This is a genomic window from Sphaerospermopsis reniformis (assembly GCF_005402885.1).
GTDB classification, from domain to species: domain Bacteria; phylum Cyanobacteriota; class Cyanobacteriia; order Cyanobacteriales; family Nostocaceae; genus Sphaerospermopsis; species Sphaerospermopsis kisseleviana.
In genome coordinates, this window is record NZ_BJCE01000028.1 from 1 (window position 1) to 16,190 (window position 16,190).

Below are 16,190 nucleotides of genomic sequence, written 5' to 3' on the forward strand. Positions count from 1 at the left end.
GTCTCAATTCAATACTTGATATCACCGTATTATATATCAAGTAGTTGATTTTTTCCTAAAAATATATTGATTTTTGTCAATATAAGTATAGTTTTGTCTATGAAATTGTCAACTTAGGACTTGCTCTAATATTCTCTCCCTGACTCCTGACTCCTGACTCCTATAACACCGATTCATTAATCGTAAGGGCGAAGCATTCGGACGGAATATGAACTGGTTTCAGCAATAGGTTATCACCCGAATGCTTCGCCCCTACAAGGTAAAAACAAATTACCTAGCATTACTGAATCGACGCTCTAGACCCTAGATAGATGCAGAAGCTGACGAGATTTGATGATTTGAATGTAATTCAGCATCTGCCGATGCTTCATTTACTCGAATAATTTTCGCTCCCAGTTGCTGTAACTTCATATCTAATCTGTCATAACCACGATCTAGGTGTTTTAGTCCTTGAATAGTGGTTTTTCCTTCTGCTGCTAGTCCAGCAATGACTAAAGCTGCGGATGCTCGTAAGTCTGTACCTATTACTGGTGCGCCGGATAACATTGGCACTCCGCGAACAAAGGCAGTATTACCTTTAACGCGAATATCTGCCCCCAAGCGGTTCAACTCAGAAGCATGGCGCAGCCGATTTTCAAACACAGATTCGTTAATGATACTGTCACCTTCGGCCAAAGTTAGCAAGGCCATAAACGGTGCTTGCATATCTGTGGGAAATCCCGGATGGGGTAAAGTATCAATATCTGTAGCTCTGAGTTTTTCGGCGGGTAAAACTCGCAAACAGTCTGAACCTTCTTCAATGATCGGTACACCAATATCTCGCAATTTGGCAATGACGGGAATTAGATGATCCGGTGCTACGGGAGACAGTAACAGTTCTGAACGAGTGATTGCGCCAGCGACTAAAAAAGTTCCTGTTTCAATGCGATCAGGAATAATTGTATAGTCGGTAGAATGTAATTTTTCGACACCAACAATGGTAATGGTACTTGTACCGGCACCTTGAATTTTTGCTCCCATTGAATTACAGAAGTTGGCTAAATCAACTACTTCTGGCTCTCTGGCTGCATTTTCAATAATGGTTTCCCCATCAGCTAAGGTAGCTGCCATCATTAAGGTTTCGGTTGCACCAACGCTGGGAGTATCTAAGTAAATTTTCGCCCCTTGCAATCTTTTATTGCTACCAGGAACGTAGGCATTACAAATACCATGCTCAATTTGCACCTCTGCCCCCATTGCTTGCAGTCCTCGGACGTGCAAATCAACTGGTCTCGCACCAATAGCACAACCCCCCGGTAATGGCATTTGTGCTACACCCAATCGCGCCAAAATTGGACCAATGGCAAAAAAACTGGCTCGCAGTTGGGTAACTAATTCATAGGGTGCTTTAGATGTGCTGATATCTATGGCATTGATATCTAACATATCCCCTTGTCTGGTTAAGGACAAACCTAAAGCGGATAAAACTTGCCCCATGCGTTCTACATCCGCCAATAAGGGGACATTGCGAATCCGACAATCTCCTGAACAAAGCAAAGCTCCAGCCATGATTACCAATGCTGAATTTTTTGCCCCGCTGATTCTTACATGACCTTGCAAAGAATGTCCACCCCAAATTTGCAAGACTGAGGAGTCTGCTTCAGGTGACAACTTGCCCTCTGGTAAGCTGCTAGAAGAATTAATAAGCCTACCTCCAAAAAATAAGTAACAATAAAGGTTTGAAGTTGGTTTCGATTCTACAGTAAAGAGTAGATTTGTCTACATTTTCTTTCTTTGGGCATTGGGCATTGGGCATTGGGCATTGGGCAAGATCAAGTCAAAAGTCAAAACTAAATAACTCTTTTCTCCCCTGCACCCTGTCCCCAGCCCCCCTGCTTCTTCCCCAGTCCCCAGTCCCCAGTCCCCAGTCCCCTGTTCCCTATAAAGAATTATATTGACAATTTTCAAGATTTACGCAATAATAGGAAGTTGGTGATAAGATAATAAAAGCCAGCGGAACTGGCGGAATTGGCAGACGCGCTAGATTCAGGTTCTAGTGCCGCAAGGCTTCCGGGTTCAAGTCCCGGGTTCCGCATTATTAACATAATATTGGGTTTTAGATCATTCTAAAATCCGAAATCTAAAATTTAAAATCGTGCTGACCAGTTTACAAAATCCCCTAGTTAAGCAGATCCGCAAGTTGCACTCTACCAAAGAGAGGCATAGACAACAATTATTTTTATTGGAAGGGACGCACTTGTTAGAAGAAGCTTGTGCGGTTGATTATCCTTTAGATGTAGTTTGCTGTACTCCGCAATGGGAACAGACACATCCTCAATTATGGCAAGTGGCTTGTAATCAGTGTAATCGGGCAGAAATTGTCAGTACAGAAGTTTTAGCAGCGATCGCAACTACAGTACAACCAGATGGTGTGGTAGCGACTGCAAAACGGGGTGAACAGGAAAACCAAGTTCCTTGGAGTGGGTTAGTTTTGGCTGTGGAAACTTTGCAAGATCCCGGTAATTTGGGAACTATTATTAGAACTGCGGCAGCTGCGGGTGCGTCGGGTTTATGGTTGAGTGATGATAGTGTTGATTTAGATAATCCCAAGGTTTTACGTGCATCTGCGGGGCAGTGGTTTCGTTTAAATAAGGCAGTAAGTGAAGATTTAAAAGCAACAGTTCAACAATGTCAGCAAGCGGGAATGCAAGTAATTGCGACTTTACCAACTGCCAGTTTAACTTATTGGGACGTAGATTGGCAAAAACCGAGTTTAATTTTACTGGGAAATGAAGGTGCTGGTTTGTCAGATGATTTAGCCGCAATGGCAGATACTCAAGTTAAAATTCCCCTTAGTCCTGGAGTAGAATCATTGAATGTGGCGATCGCCGCAGCTTTAATGTTATATGAAGCCCAGCGACAATTAACTCATAGGTGAACAATTCTTAATTTTTCGGTTTTTTGTCCTTTTGTGCTAAATATTGTTCAATATCCGCAACTGCATCTTCTAAAGCATCTAGATCAATATTGTCTGTGTCGTCACTGTTGTTATCGTTAAATGAATAAATTAATTAAAAAAATTATCATTGGTTTAAGTGCAGTTCTCATTGTTGTGAGTTTGATGGAATATAATATCCTATTTGCTGGCTCTGGTGAAGTTGTGGAAAGGGTAAGTGATGGTGATACATTGGTGTTAAGAGGTGCAGATAATCAAAAATTTACAGTTAGATTGGCTTGTGTGGATGCACCAGAAATACCTCACACCAACAAAGAAAAAAATAGTAGGCGGGTTCGGGATATAAATCAATTTAATTGGGGAGTAAAAGCACAAATACGGGTACAAGAATTGGTGAAACAGTCAGGCGATCGCGTGAAGTTGGATATTATAGAAAGCGATCGCTATGGTAGAAAATTGGCAGAAGTGCGATTAAAAAATGGCACTTTTATCCAACAAGTTTTGTTAGAGGAAGGTTTAGCTAAAGTTTATCGTCCTTATTTAACCAAGTGTCCCAGTAAAGATATCATCCAACAGGCAGAAGCACAAGCACAACAGCAAAAGCTAGGAGTTTGGAATGATCGAAAATTTGTTGATCCTTGGGAATATCGGAAGTTTAGGAAGGCTAATTAACATGATGATAATTGCAGAAAATTAAATCTTAATTACAAATTATCAATTATCAATTATCAATTATCAATTATCAATTATCAATTATGCAGTTTGCACCTCTATTTCCAATAGTTTACCGCATACTTCAACCAACTTTTCCCCACTGTCTTTGGTGTGGAGATAGTAAGACTAAAAAAATAGCACTTACTTTTGATGATGGTCCCCATCCTCAATACACACCCCAAGTATTGAAGGTTTTAGAACATTATAAAATTACAGCTAGTTTTTTTTGGTTGGGTGTTTGTGTTAACCGTTCACCCGATATTGCTAAAGCTGTTAAAGATAGAGGACATTGGATAGGGTTACATGGTTACGAACATCATTCATTTCCCACCCTGTCAGAAACTCAACTTAAACAGAGTTTAGAAAAAACCCAAACTGCAATTTATAATGCTTGTGAATTACAACCGGAACAAGTGAGAGATGTGCGTCCTCCTAACGGTTTTTTCACACCCAAAATATTACAATTATTTCAACAGTGGAATTATAGACCAGTGATGTGGAGTGTTGTTCCAGAAGACTGGGTGCGTCCTGGTGTTTCTATTGTTGTGAACCGAGTTTTAAAACAAGTTCAAAATGGATCATTAATAGTATTACATGATGGAGTTTGTGGTGGACAAGATGTAGCAGAAACTATCAAAATTTTGATTCCCCAACTGTTACAACAGGGTTATGAATTTATAACTGTTGATAAATTATGACAGTTATAGCAGGAGTCAGGAGTCAGGAGTAAAACCCTCTTGTAGTGGGAGGTTTTTTGAACATTTTTTTAACAATGGACAACTGAAAATTACCTCTTACTGGAAGTGAGAGAATTAGGAAATAGGCAATTTTTTATTTTCTCTCCTAGAAAGGAGAGGTTTTAAAACTTGAGTACAACAATTGTCAATTATCAATTGTCAATTGTCAATTGTCAATTTATAAAGATGAAACTGCACAAACCTGTAAACCAATAGGAGTTTGAATAATTAAAGATTCAACACCAAAAACTTCAGAAATATTACTTGGGTTTAACACAGTTTCCGGTGTACCAACTTCCCAAAGTTGACCTTGTTTTAATAAAGCAATTCTCGAACTATAACGAGCAGCTAAATTTAATTCATGTAAAACAGTGACGATAGTTAATTGTTGTTGGAGATTGAGATTTTTGAGTAATTCTAATAACTGAAGTTGATAATTGATATCTAAATAAGTAGTCGGTTCATCTAATAATAAAACCTTGGGTTCTTGTGCTAAAGCTAAAGCTAAAAAAGCCCGTTGTCTTTCACCTCCTGAGAGATTTTCTACTAGGCGATCGCTAAATTTTTCAAGTTGTGTTTTTTGAATTGCAGTTTCTACAATTTGTTTATCATTACCAGTTAATTCCCATTGCCACCATTTTTGATGAGGAGTTCTACCTAAACTAACTAATTGATGCACAGTTAACCCAGTAGGAACAGGTTGTTGTTGTGGTAAAAGAGCTAATTTCTGAGCAACTAAATTAGGTGGTTGAGAATGAATAGCTTTACCATCCAATAAAATTACTCCACCTTGAGGAGAGAGAATACGACTAACTAACTTTAATAAAGTAGACTTACCAGAACCATTAGCACCAACTAAACTCAACCATTCACCAGTTTGTAAAGACAAATTCACATCTTTAACAATGGGTAAAGCAGTGTAACCACCAGAGAGATTTTCTAATTCTAAAGGCATAGTTTTTAATTGATAATTGATAATTGATAATTGATAATTCTAACCTAAACCACTGGAACGACGATAAAGTAACCAAATAAACAAAGGAGAACCTAACAAAGCAGTAACCGAACCAACAGGAAGTTCCACCGCACCGAGTCGCGCTAATAAATCTGCAAACATCAATAACCAAGCACCAGCAACAGCAGAAAAAGGCAAAACAAAACGGTTATCAGTTCCCACCATTAAACGTACAGCATGGGGAACAAGTAAACCCACAAAACCAATTAAACCAGCAATACTCACAGCACCAGCAGCTAATAAAGTGGCAACACCACCAATTAATAAACGAGAACGAAATAAAGAAACACCCAAACCCACAGTTAACTCATCACCCAAAGCCAAAACATTGAGCGATCGCGCTAACAAACAACCACATAATAAAGCCAAAATAATATAAGGACTAGCAGTAGAAATTTCTGGCCAACCACGACCATTTAAACTACCAACCAACCAACTTAAAGCAATTTGCACCTGACCATCTTCCGCCATTAATAATAACGTACTTTGCACAGAACCAAACAAAGCACTAACAGCAACACCGCCCAAAATTAACCTTTCTACAGAAATTCCTCCTGGAGAACGACCGAGGAAAATAACAAGAGCAGAAGTTAAAATTGCCCCCAACCAAGCAGCAAAAGGAATCGCAATAGGGAACACCTGCAAAACAATCATAATAATCACAATTAACCCAGCGCCCGCAGAAATTCCCAAGATAAAAGGGTCAGCCAAACTATTACGCAACATCCCCTGTAAAAGTGCGCCTGACATACCTAAAGCCGCCCCTACAACCATAGCAGCAATAATTCTCGGAAGTCGTAAATCCCAGAGAATAGTTTGTTTAATAGGGTCGCCTTCTCGAAATAAAGCTTGGTAAAAATCAACAAAATTAAAATTAACAGCACCTTGAGAAAGAGAGATAAAAAAAGTCAATCCCAAAGCACCGACCAGAAAAATAATAGACCAGAATAGACGATATTTAGTAAATAAACTCTGCATGGTTAGTAGTAAGGACTTCAGTCCTTTTATATTTTATTTTATATTTTACAATAAATCAAGGTTAAAAAGTTTGAAAAGTTTTTTATGTGAACATCAAAAATTATAGTTAACCCTTGAAAATGAACACATTAAATAATCACATTTATATTTTAATACAGGTAGGGTGTTGCCAGAAAAATAATTAGTGTAGCCGAATTTAATAGATATTTGGGATTTTTGCTTCTGGATGGGGAATACTAAAATTAGATATTTCCTCACATCCGAGCAAACTTATACCAATATCAATACCTTCGCCAAAATCAAAAATATCTTGATTTGTAGGTTGGGTTGAGGAACGAAACCCAACAAATACGTTGAGTTTACAGCAGTTTTCATGTATTTGTACCACATCCTTCTTGTTATCTTCCTTTCTTCCTTTGCGCCTTTGCGTCTTTGCGTGAGATTAAAAAATGTGGTTCATTTACCTGAAAATCGCTGTAAGTTGGGTTTCACTTCGTTCAACCCAACCTACGGGAAAATGGCAAAGGTATTGTCATCTGTCAAAAGCTTGACATTTATGGCGATGTGTTGTATATATAAAAAGTGTATCGAGAACATCGACACACGTCCCCCGAACCTTGAAAACCTAATAAATTCGTTGACCTGTGTCGATTGCTTTTGTAGCAAGGCTTTTGACTCTTGAATGAGTCAGTTTTTTCTCAATAAGCACTGATTTTTTCTCAATAAAAAAAGGTGTGTCGATTGGGGTATGTAAAACCCTTGCTCTGTAAGGTTTCTAGAAGTAAACTCTTTACAAATCAACTTCCCCGCAAGGGGATGGAAACTCCCGGGATAAACTGGGCCAGGTTGTGGTCACAACCACCTTTACAAATCAACTTCCCCGCAAGGGGATGGAAACTGCTGACGCGCTTTGGCAATTCGCCATCCTTGGCTTTACAAATCAACTTCCCCGCAAGGGGATGGAAACCCATCAACGGAGCCAACAGCGATGATTTGATTAAATACTTTACAAATCAACTTCCCCGCAAGGGGATGGAAACCACTCCCAACAGGGAGGCTGGATGGGGTTATAAAGCTTCCTTTCCAAACCAATTTCCCCGCAAGGGGATGGAAACCCTACTAACCATCCTCCAACTCCTCCGACAAGGGCAACTTTCCAAATCAACTTCCCCGCAAGGGGATGGAAACAATTATTTACCAAAACCTAAACCAAAGCTTTGAGTAATGCTTGCAGTTTAAGCTGCACTTCAGCAAATTCTTTTTCAGGATCAGAACCGGCGACAATACCAGCACCTGCATAAAGTCTAGCGTGATCGCCATCAATTAATGCTGAACGAATACCGACAATAAACTCACAATTTCCCTTTGCATCTACCCATCCCAAAGGTGCAGCATATAAACCCCTTTCAAATTTTTCATAACAGCGAATTTCTGCACAAGCAATATCTCTATCTGCACCGGCAACCGCTGGTGTAGGATGTAATTGGGCAACGATTTTTAAAGGGTGGACGTTAGCAGGTACTACCGCAGTAATGGGTGTCCATAAATGTTGAATATTAGATAATTGTCGCAGACGAGGGGCTAAAATTTGCGGAAATAAACCGAGTTGTGATAACCGTTGGGTGATAAAATCAATTACTAGGTTGTGTTCGTGTTTTTCTTTGGTACTATTAACTAAGTTGTTGGCATTAGCCGCATCTTCATTTGGTGTTTTACCTCTGGGGGCTGAACCTGCTAAAGCATCAGTAATGAGTTCCTGATTTTGAATACTAATTAACCGTTCTGGACTCGCACCTATAAAGTTTTGTCCTTTGCCATTGCTGATAGAAAAAACATAACAATTAGGATGGAAATGTCGCAGATTATTTAAAGATTTGAATAAGTTAAAAGAATTATATGATTTGACATCTAAAGCATCGGCTAAAACAATTTTTCTTAAATGTTTGGATTCAATTTTTTCTAAAGCTGATAGTACTGAATATTTAAAATTATCGGCATTATTAATCTTGGTTTTGATAAAATTGGCTGAAGAATTTTCAATGTTTGGCGATGATTTTACTAAAGATTGGAGAGTCTTAATTTTGTCCTGTAATTCCCGTAATATTGTTTGAATATTAATGTCAGCATGAATTAAATGATTCACAACTAAGGTGCAAGATGAATTTTTGACTGCTACTTGTAATTTAGGCAGAAAAATAGTAGCAGATGAAAATGGATAATCTAAATAGTGATGCTGATCAAAAAAACTGTAGCTACAAAAAAAGTGAGTACCGGCAAAAGGTTGACCCATTACAGGGTTTATATTGCCAAAATTTATGACGTTTTTGAGACAATCTTTGATAAATTCTTCGGTTTTATGAAATCTATTTTGACCACTAATATCTAATTTTTTGATAGCATCAATAGCTACAATAGCTTCACCTTTACTTCTGTTCTCAAAGTAAAAGTTTAATGTATTTTTTTGGGCAAACTTATCTAATACCACTAAAGGATCTATGAAATCAATTGCCAGGGAAATACTCACAATTTGCTGGCTACGCTGTTCATAGCACTTTTCTTGCACTGCTAACAGTAATTGATGCAAATCTTTATATTCTATAAAGAAACTGCTGCGACATGGTGAAATTGTCATGGATGTATAAGTTAATTTTTTTTAAGTTATCTTCCTAAAGTGTAATAAGTCATGGTCGTATTTCTATAGGTAGCATATTCTGTTACCATTAACCAGCCTCTAATTTGCTGGGTTCTGGTAAAACTGAAAACACATACTCTTGCATACTGCAAAATGTCAAGTCAAGTTTTGTTAACAGTAGGTAAACTATCAATCACAAAATTAGCATTTTTTGGTAATTTACTACCGTAAAATGTCTCAGCCAACTATAAAATCTAATTGATAAGTCAATTTTTAGTAATTTAATTTATCAAGACTGATGACTACAAATCAGATATCAATACCCAAAAATAAGTTATGGATGGCTGCTATCAAACCGCCAATGTACAGTGTTGCTATTATGCCTATATGGGTAGGTTCGGCGGTAGCATTTGCAGAAACTAAGATTTTTAATGGTTTAATATTTGCAGTTTTTATGACTGCGGCAATTTTAATTTTAGCTTGGGAAAATATCAGTAATGATGTTTTTGATGCAGAAACAGGTATTGATAAAAATAAACATCATTCTTTGGTGAATTTAACTGGTAATAAGCAGTTAATGTTTTGGTTAGGTAATTTGTGTTTAAGTTCGGGTTTGTTGGGGATAATAGCGATCGCCTTTTTGCAAAAAGACCCTACTGTAATTGGTATAATCTTGCTATGCTGTGCTTTGGGTTATATGTACCAAGGACCTCCTTTTCGTTTAGGATACCAGGGTTTAGGCGAAATTCTTTGCTTTTTTGCCTTTGGACCATTGGGAATGACAGCAGCATATTACAGTCAAACTCAAACTTGGTCAATGACTAATTTAGCAGCTTCTGTGATTGTTGGGATTGTCACCAGTTTAGTTTTATTTTGTTCACATTTTCACCAAGTTAAGGATGATATAGCAGCAGGAAAGCGATCGCCTATTGTGCGGTTAGGTACAGAAAAAGGCGCACAGGTATTAGTTTGGTTTACAGCTAGTATTTATCCCTTATCTTTGTTATTAGTTGTGTTAGGAATTTTCCCCCTTTGGACTTTATTAAGTTGGCTAAGTTTACCTTTTGCGTTTAAATTATGTCGTCATGTTTTAGAAAATCATCACTTACCAGAAAAAGTTAGTAACTCTAAATTCATTGCTGTTGCTGTACATTTCTGGACTTGCTTATTATTGGGTACAGGATTTATGCTGGGATAATTGTAAGGAGTCGGGCGACGTAGGGGCAACGTAGGGGCGAAGCTTATGGGCGATAATTTAACGGAAAAATCAGAGATATAGATATCCCATAAGCTTCGACCTGCCCCCATAAATAGGTTCCATAATTTCTTTTCTAGAGATGTCTAATGGAAAGTTGATAATTTTTCAACATTGCATGAAACAATTGTCAATTGTCAATTATCTATTATCAATTGATAAACATGAAATATCAATTTTCTTTTCGCAACATTAGTCAAAAATTCACTCGTCCTGTGATTACCAATCATGGAGTTTGGGAAATACGAGAAAGTGTAATTATCAGACTGATTGATATAAAAGGTAAAATTAGTTGGGGGGAAATTGCCCCCATTTCTTGGTTTGGTTCGGAAACTTTAGAAGAAGCTTTAGATTTTTGTCATCAACTACCAAGAGAAATTACATCAGAGATAATTTTTGAGATAATTTTGAAAATTCCCGATAAATTACCAGCTTGTCAATTTGGTTTTGAATCAGCACTAGAGAATTTACAAGAAAATCACGAATCTCTAAATTACCATCATCTGAATTTTAGCGGATTATTACCAGCAGGAAAAGCGGCTTTAAATCAATGGCAAAATTTATGGAAACAGGGTTATAAAACCTTTAAATGGAAAATTGGAGTTAATGATATAACCGAAGAATTAGCAATTTTAAATTTACTGATTGATCAATTACCAGAATCAGCAAAACTGCGGTTAGATGCTAATGGTGGACTTGATGATAATGCAGCTAAATTATGGTTAGAAAAATGCGATAATTTCCCCAATAAAATTGAATTTATTGAACAACCATTACCTGTAGATAAATTCTCAGAAATGCTGGAATTAAGTAATTATTATAGTACAAAAATTGCCTTAGATGAATCCGTAGCTACATTACAACAACTGGAAAATTGTTATCAACAAGGTTGGCGGAGTATTTTTGTCATTAAACCTGGTATAGTAGGTTCACCATCAAGGTTAAGAAAATTTTGCCAACAACATCAAATTGATGTGGTATTCTCATCTGTATTTGAAACTGCCATTGGTAGACAAGCTGCACTAAAATTAGCAGCAGAATTATCTAGCAATCATCGCGCAGTCGGTTTTGGCATCAATCACTATTTTACCGGGAGTATCCCAAATGTGTAAATTTATTTTTAACTAGGGAAATAAAATGCTCCAAGACTTGATATGATTGAACCGCAAAGGACGCAAAGTACACAAAGGTAAGAGATTATGAGAGATTTTTTAGTGTTGCTGCGTTCATTTTTCCTTTCATTGGGATACTCTCATTTTACCCAACTACAAGCAAACTGGCCTCAAAGTCTATGGAACAACCTTTAGAGTATTTAGAAAAACTCAAAAATTATCATTGGTTAATTGTTGATAATAGCCAGGAATTTTATCAAATAGCTACAGAATTATATTTAGGACTTTTAGAAATAATCGAATTATCTAAAAATACAACACTACCAAAAATCATTGTATCTGAACGCGAACCAGTGAGATTTTTAGCTTGTTTCATTGCTGCTTGTGCTGCAAAATGTCCAGTTTTTTTATGTAACCCAGACTGGGGAAAAAATGAATGGGAACAAGTTTTTAATTTGGTACAACCAGATATAGTTTGGGGAGATTGTTGTCAGTTTACTCCTCATTTACCAATTACCAATTACCAATTACCAATTACCAATTCTATCATGATTCCTACTGGTGGTTCATCGGGAAAGATTAAATTTACAATTCATACATGGGAAACATTAACCGCATCTGTGCAAGGTTTTACAGAGTATTTTCAGTTAAAAACAGTAAATTCTTTTTGTATTTTACCGCTGTATCATGTCAGTGGTTTAATGCAGTTTATGAGAAGTTTTACTACTGGTGGTAAATTAGTCATTACTCGATTTAAAGAAATTGAATTTCAACAAATACCAAATATTAATCCTTCAGATTTTTTTATATCTTTAGTTCCTACTCAGTTACAAAGACTGCTGCAAAATACACAACTCACAAAATGGCTATCTGAGTTTGAAACTGTACTTTTAGGAGGTGCGCCAGCATGGGATGAATTGTTAGAAAAAGCGAGATTTCATCATATTAGGTTAGCACCTACTTATGGAATGACAGAAACAGCTTCTCAGGTTGCAACTTTGAAACCTGATGAATTTTTACAGGGTAATGTTAACAGTGGTAAAATTCTCCCCCATGCAGAAATTACTATTAATAATTTAACGGGAAATATTAATATTCAAGCTAAATCTTTGGCTTTAGGTTATTATCCCCAACTTTGGGAAAATAGGGATAGTTTAGTAGTAGATGATATTGGTTTTGTAGATGGAGATGGATATTTACATATTATTGGACGTAGTAGTAATAAAATTATTTCTGGTGGTGAAAATATTTATCCGATAGAAGTTGAATCAGCGATTATAAAAACAAATATGGTAATTGATGTTTGTGTAATTGGTATACCTGATAAAGACTGGGGAGAAGCATTAACAGCTATTTATATTCCTCAGCATTCAAATATTTCTATTTTAAATATTGAAAGTCAACTCAAGGATAAACTTAGTAGGTTTAAAATTCCTAAATATTGGATTTCTGTAGCAAATTTACCTCGTAATGAACAAGGTAAAATCAACCGTCAACAACTGCAACAAATAGCACTGGATTTTTTAGCTAAATCATCTCATTATTATGAATAATTAATCATCAATTATCAATTATCAATTATCAATTATCAATTATCAATTATCAATTATCAATTATCAATTACATAATCTCTTCCCTTGACTTTCTTCTCTCAGCACCTTCTGCGTCTCTGCGGTTCGTTTCTAACCAAGAAATTATCTCTTCTGGTAATTCTTGCTTGGTTCTACTATTGACATCAATACAAACGTGGCGAGTAATTGCTTTAGCAACTATTACATCAGTTATGGTAATTTCATAAGTAATGTTAAATTTATCAATACTTATTTTTTGGGGTATTAAACTAATCATTAACTTGTCACCGCAATAAATCGGACGCAAAAAATCTACATTTGCATGAACGATGGGAAAAGCAACAGATGGATGTGTAAAAAAAGTTTTGATATTTATGCCAGAATGCCAAAGTGATTCTTCATAGGCTTCATGACAAATACTTAAAATATTGGCAAAATAAACGACTCCAGCAGCATCAGTATCGGCAAATCTGACAGTTCTTTGATATGTAAAAATCATCGTCTAAAAATCCTCTATTAAAACAAAAAAACAGGTAAATTACATTTTCTGTAAGCAGTCAGCAGTCAGCTATCAGCAAAACTCACAAAAAACACAAATTACTGATAGCTGAATACTTACTGAATACTTACTAAGTTATTAACAATTTAATGGGATATATATATCTTCAGAACTGGGGTTAAGATAAGGACGTTGCACATCAATTAAATGCTGTGCAAAGTGTTGGTTAATAATCTGTATACGTTCTTCAATGGCGTTTTTCCCTTTTTCCCAAGCTTCTAACAAAGCATTAGCAACTATTTGACAACGGTTCATCCCAAAACTTTCCTGGGCGGCAAATTTTTGGTTTGGTTCTTCTGCTAAACTCAGTCCAGGTGCTAAATATTTGGTAAATAGGGGAATTTCTGGGTGAAAATAAGATTGATTTTCTTGGTAAACTGTCTGAAGAATTTTGTGAATGATGGGGTAATCTTGTCTTTCAAAATAAAGTGTACCAGCATCATACCGCCCATAAGCACCGGGGTTATAAAGAACTTCAAAACTAAAGGGAATATGGTCGTTATTGAGTTGTTGTGTGAGGGTATCCATGAGAGCGATCGCACCTGATGGACTAAAATTAAAATAAATTCGCCCTACTCCTAGATTAGTCTCGGATGTATTTTGGCGTTGTTGTCCTAAATTACTAACCGCCACATAACAGTTATTTTGTAAACGGTTTTTTGGCATCCAAATTGCTATTAAATCACCTACTTTTATCGACTTTTTACTTGATTTGAGATAGCATTCTGGTTCAACATATAATGTTAACCCATTTTTAGTTACTGCTAGAGTTTTATCTGGTTCTCGTCTTAATACTTCCCAATTAGAATCATAGTTACCTATACCATGATTATTTTGGTGTAATTGCTCATAAAAATCCCAATCAATACCCACATTATAATTTTGCTCTAAACTTTTCTGTTGTGAGTTCTGTTGTGAGTAATTACCATCTTCGGCATTGACTGATAAAACAGTTTGCAGCGAACCATTATAATAAATACCGTGGAGAAAATTCCGCAATAGTAAAGCCAGATATTTATGTTGTAAATCTGGTGAATTGTGTTTAAATCTATTCGCTACTGTCGCTGGCAATGCAAAAGGTTGATAATTGGGATGTTGAATACAAAAGTTTGGGGCAATCTGAATATTGCTGGCAATATCAAATAAAGAATTGAGAATTTGATTAGTAGAGTTATCTAACATGAAGAAATTGCACCTCCAAATTTGAATATCATCTAAAATACTACCTAAAATACTACCTAAAATATTACCTAAAATACTAACAACCACGTAGGCGAGTTTTTTCGTAATAAATCCGTAGTAGTTGTTTTTCTTTTTCAGGTTTAGCTTTGGTGTTTAATCCGGTTACTGATTGGAGAATTTCTGCTTCGGAACTGCCGAAAATAGTTAATACTGCTTGTTCAGGCATAATTAACAAACTTTTGGCAACTTCTAGCATACACAGGTGGGTATTATCAAAGTATTTGTGATACTCAATCATGTTTTGAATTTGGTGAGTTAGTGCCAAACCTGTAAACTGAATCACTCGCAGAATAAAGTCCCGACGGTAATCCAAAATTATGGGAAAAGCATGAAGATAAGCGTGGATAACTGCCAAAATTGAAGGTTGAATAACTTCTAAGGGAATGATTGCCAAATTTAGAGATTCTTCTAAATTTAAACTGGGATCTACTACTAAACTAGAAAGCCAAATTTTGACATAGCTTCCTAGTAAAGTACCTAAATCAAAGGCTGGATCTCCCCAAGTGCAAGCTTCCCAATCAATTAATCTTACCAAACAGTTATCTAGATTTTGCCAACGGGAATGCACCAAAATATTGTTTAATTGTAAATCGTTGTGAGTTAAACAACAAGGTTTCCATTCATAAGCTAAATCGGCGATCGCTGATTCTAAACTTTCATATTGTTGATAGAGTGTATGCAATTTGAGTGCTTCTGTAGGAATATTGCCAAAAATATCTTGATTTATTGATCCTATTCCTTGCGCTGGGTTGTAATAGTGATAGCGAAACTGTCCTTGGGGAGCAGTATCCATAAAATCACGATACTCTCGTTTTTGGAAAGTAGAACGATGTAACACCGCTAATGTATTACCAATGGCGGTGGCAATTTCAATGGGGAAAATACTGTTATTTTCGTAAAATTTCCCCAGTTCCATATATTCGCTGAGGTAACTACGAACCAGGATATAATTTTCTGCATCAAAATGGACCAATAATGATGCGATCGCCGAAATATTCCCCAGCACTGGAAATTTATCCAGTAATTGATGAAACAGCCACTCATTAAAAAATTCATGGGGACTGCTATCAAAATTCCTGCATTGTTCTTGTTTAACCAGAAGTTTACGATTATCTGCCAGCTTCACCAGTAAATTCCGATTATTACCGCCACTTTCTGGTAAATCAGATTCATATAATGCGCCATCTTCTGAGCTACACAGACCTGCTTTGTGCAGATACTGGATAACATTTTGAGAAGACAGTGATAATATCATGTATTAATTTCCTAGTTGCTTAAATTGCTGAAAGAATTACTTAGGTATGCCTTGATTTCCTCTGCTTAGGATTAGGTAGATAGCTACAATAGCGCAAACATTAATAAAGATTGCTACTATCTAGTAATATCCTATTTATTTCAGGAAAACCTGCCAATATGGCAAATTTACCTTTATTTTTCCTT

The 16,190-nt window shown here is 36.4% G+C and carries 15 protein-coding genes, 1 tRNA gene and 1 CRISPR repeat array; of the genes, 8 read left to right on the top strand and 8 right to left on the bottom strand.

Annotation, left to right across the window (positions count from 1 at the left end; all coding sequences use genetic code 11):
* Nucleotides 1-303: 303 nt before the first annotated feature.
* The gene (gene murA, locus FFR48_RS06275; RefSeq protein ID WP_199301859.1) at nucleotides 304-1,650 is read right to left on the bottom strand and encodes a UDP-N-acetylglucosamine 1-carboxyvinyltransferase; all 1,347 of its coding nucleotides are present in this window, start codon (nucleotides 1,648-1,650) and stop codon (nucleotides 304-306) included.
* 104 nt (nucleotides 1,651-1,754) lie between these two features.
* Between murA and FFR48_RS06280 the strand changes: the two genes are divergently transcribed.
* The 5 genes from FFR48_RS06280 to FFR48_RS06300 all read left to right on the top strand — a co-directional run bounded on the left by FFR48_RS06280 (nucleotide 1,755) and on the right by FFR48_RS06300 (nucleotide 4,347).
* Entirely contained in the window at nucleotides 1,755-1,937 is a 183-nt protein-coding gene (locus FFR48_RS06280) for a hypothetical protein (RefSeq protein ID WP_137666746.1), read from the top strand.
* A 55-nt stretch (nucleotides 1,938-1,992) separates the two neighbouring features.
* Nucleotides 1,993-2,074 (top strand) — tRNA-Leu (locus tag FFR48_RS06285).
* A gap of 60 nt (nucleotides 2,075-2,134) precedes the next feature.
* A complete protein-coding gene (locus FFR48_RS06290; protein ID WP_096567412.1) occupies nucleotides 2,135-2,917 on the top strand; it encodes a TrmH family RNA methyltransferase in 783 nt (260 codons plus the stop codon).
* Between the two features lie 120 nt (nucleotides 2,918-3,037).
* On the top strand, nucleotides 3,038-3,607 hold the full coding sequence (locus tag FFR48_RS06295; RefSeq protein ID WP_137666747.1) for a thermonuclease family protein: 570 nt from the start codon (nucleotides 3,038-3,040) through the stop codon (nucleotides 3,605-3,607).
* Between the two features lie 83 nt (nucleotides 3,608-3,690).
* Nucleotides 3,691-4,347 (top strand): polysaccharide deacetylase family protein, encoded by a 657-nt coding sequence (locus FFR48_RS06300; RefSeq protein WP_137666748.1) that lies wholly within the window; start codon nucleotides 3,691-3,693, stop codon nucleotides 4,345-4,347.
* Nucleotides 4,348-4,564: 217 nt separating this feature from the next.
* Here FFR48_RS06300 and FFR48_RS06305 read toward each other — a convergent pair whose 3' ends face one another.
* The 4 genes from FFR48_RS06305 to FFR48_RS06320 all read right to left on the bottom strand — a co-directional run bounded on the left by FFR48_RS06305 (nucleotide 4,565) and on the right by FFR48_RS06320 (nucleotide 9,011).
* On the bottom strand, nucleotides 4,565-5,341 hold the full coding sequence (locus FFR48_RS06305; RefSeq protein WP_137666749.1) for an ABC transporter ATP-binding protein: 777 nt from the start codon (nucleotides 5,339-5,341) through the stop codon (nucleotides 4,565-4,567).
* 39 nt (nucleotides 5,342-5,380) lie between these two features.
* On the bottom strand, nucleotides 5,381-6,379 hold the full coding sequence (locus tag FFR48_RS06310) for a FecCD family ABC transporter permease (protein WP_137666750.1): 999 nt from the start codon (nucleotides 6,377-6,379) through the stop codon (nucleotides 5,381-5,383).
* Between the two features lie 196 nt (nucleotides 6,380-6,575).
* Entirely contained in the window at nucleotides 6,576-6,767 is a 192-nt protein-coding gene (locus tag FFR48_RS06315) for a hypothetical protein (RefSeq protein WP_137666751.1), read from the bottom strand.
* 400 nt (nucleotides 6,768-7,167) lie between these two features.
* Nucleotides 7,168-7,567: direct repeats of the CRISPR family, unit length 36 nt; unit sequence CTTTACAAATCAACTTCCCCGCAAGGGGATGGAAAC.
* 16 nt (nucleotides 7,568-7,583) lie between these two features.
* A complete protein-coding gene (locus tag FFR48_RS06320) occupies nucleotides 7,584-9,011 on the bottom strand; it encodes an isochorismate synthase (protein WP_137666752.1) in 1,428 nt (475 codons plus the stop codon).
* A 298-nt stretch (nucleotides 9,012-9,309) separates the two neighbouring features.
* Between FFR48_RS06320 and menA the strand changes: the two genes are divergently transcribed.
* The 3 genes from menA to FFR48_RS06335 all read left to right on the top strand — a co-directional run bounded on the left by menA (nucleotide 9,310) and on the right by FFR48_RS06335 (nucleotide 12,931).
* Nucleotides 9,310-10,209: a 2-carboxy-1,4-naphthoquinone phytyltransferase gene (gene menA / locus FFR48_RS06325; RefSeq protein WP_096567398.1), complete on the top strand. Its 900-nt coding sequence runs from the start codon at nucleotides 9,310-9,312 to the stop codon at nucleotides 10,207-10,209.
* A 221-nt stretch (nucleotides 10,210-10,430) separates the two neighbouring features.
* Nucleotides 10,431-11,378: an o-succinylbenzoate synthase gene (locus FFR48_RS06330; RefSeq protein ID WP_137666753.1), complete on the top strand. Its 948-nt coding sequence runs from the start codon at nucleotides 10,431-10,433 to the stop codon at nucleotides 11,376-11,378.
* Between the two features lie 179 nt (nucleotides 11,379-11,557).
* Nucleotides 11,558-12,931 (top strand): 2-succinylbenzoate--CoA ligase, encoded by a 1,374-nt coding sequence (locus FFR48_RS06335; RefSeq protein ID WP_137666754.1) that lies wholly within the window; start codon nucleotides 11,558-11,560, stop codon nucleotides 12,929-12,931.
* Between the two features lie 67 nt (nucleotides 12,932-12,998).
* Here the strand turns inward: FFR48_RS06335 and FFR48_RS06340 are convergent, their stop codons facing one another.
* The 3 genes from FFR48_RS06340 to FFR48_RS06350 all read right to left on the bottom strand — a co-directional run bounded on the left by FFR48_RS06340 (nucleotide 12,999) and on the right by FFR48_RS06350 (nucleotide 16,005).
* Entirely contained in the window at nucleotides 12,999-13,448 is a 450-nt protein-coding gene (locus tag FFR48_RS06340; protein ID WP_137666755.1) for an acyl-CoA thioesterase, read from the bottom strand.
* Nucleotides 13,449-13,586: 138 nt separating this feature from the next.
* A complete protein-coding gene (locus tag FFR48_RS06345; protein WP_137666767.1) occupies nucleotides 13,587-14,690 on the bottom strand; it encodes a T3SS effector HopA1 family protein in 1,104 nt (367 codons plus the stop codon).
* 76 nt (nucleotides 14,691-14,766) lie between these two features.
* Nucleotides 14,767-16,005, bottom strand: coding sequence for an aminoglycoside phosphotransferase family protein (locus tag FFR48_RS06350; protein ID WP_096567390.1), 1,239 nt, complete (start codon nucleotides 16,003-16,005; stop codon nucleotides 14,767-14,769).
* Between the last annotated feature and the right edge of the window lie 185 nt (nucleotides 16,006-16,190).

What these genes read in the sequence shown, in the direction of transcription:
- FFR48_RS06295 (WP_137666747.1), top strand. Translation starts at nt 3,038, where the DNA reads ATGAATAAATTAATTAAAAAAATTATCATTGGTTTAAGTGCAGTTCTC.
- FFR48_RS06300 (WP_137666748.1), top strand. Translation starts at nt 3,691, where the DNA reads ATGCAGTTTGCACCTCTATTTCCAATAGTTTACCGCATACTTCAACCA.
- FFR48_RS06305 (WP_137666749.1), bottom strand. Translation starts at nt 5,341, where the DNA reads ATGCCTTTAGAATTAGAAAATCTCTCTGGTGGTTACACTGCTTTACCC.
- FFR48_RS06310 (WP_137666750.1), bottom strand. Translation starts at nt 6,379, where the DNA reads ATGCAGAGTTTATTTACTAAATATCGTCTATTCTGGTCTATTATTTTT.
- FFR48_RS06320 (WP_137666752.1), bottom strand. Translation starts at nt 9,011, where the DNA reads ATGACAATTTCACCATGTCGCAGCAGTTTCTTTATAGAATATAAAGAT.
- menA (WP_096567398.1), top strand. Translation starts at nt 9,310, where the DNA reads ATGACTACAAATCAGATATCAATACCCAAAAATAAGTTATGGATGGCT.
- FFR48_RS06330 (WP_137666753.1), top strand. Translation starts at nt 10,431, where the DNA reads ATGAAATATCAATTTTCTTTTCGCAACATTAGTCAAAAATTCACTCGT.
- FFR48_RS06335 (WP_137666754.1), top strand. Translation starts at nt 11,558, where the DNA reads ATGGAACAACCTTTAGAGTATTTAGAAAAACTCAAAAATTATCATTGG.
- FFR48_RS06340 (WP_137666755.1), bottom strand. Translation starts at nt 13,448, where the DNA reads ATGATTTTTACATATCAAAGAACTGTCAGATTTGCCGATACTGATGCT.
- FFR48_RS06345 (WP_137666767.1), bottom strand. Translation starts at nt 14,690, where the DNA reads ATGTTAGATAACTCTACTAATCAAATTCTCAATTCTTTATTTGATATT.
- FFR48_RS06350 (WP_096567390.1), bottom strand. Translation starts at nt 16,005, where the DNA reads ATGATATTATCACTGTCTTCTCAAAATGTTATCCAGTATCTGCACAAA.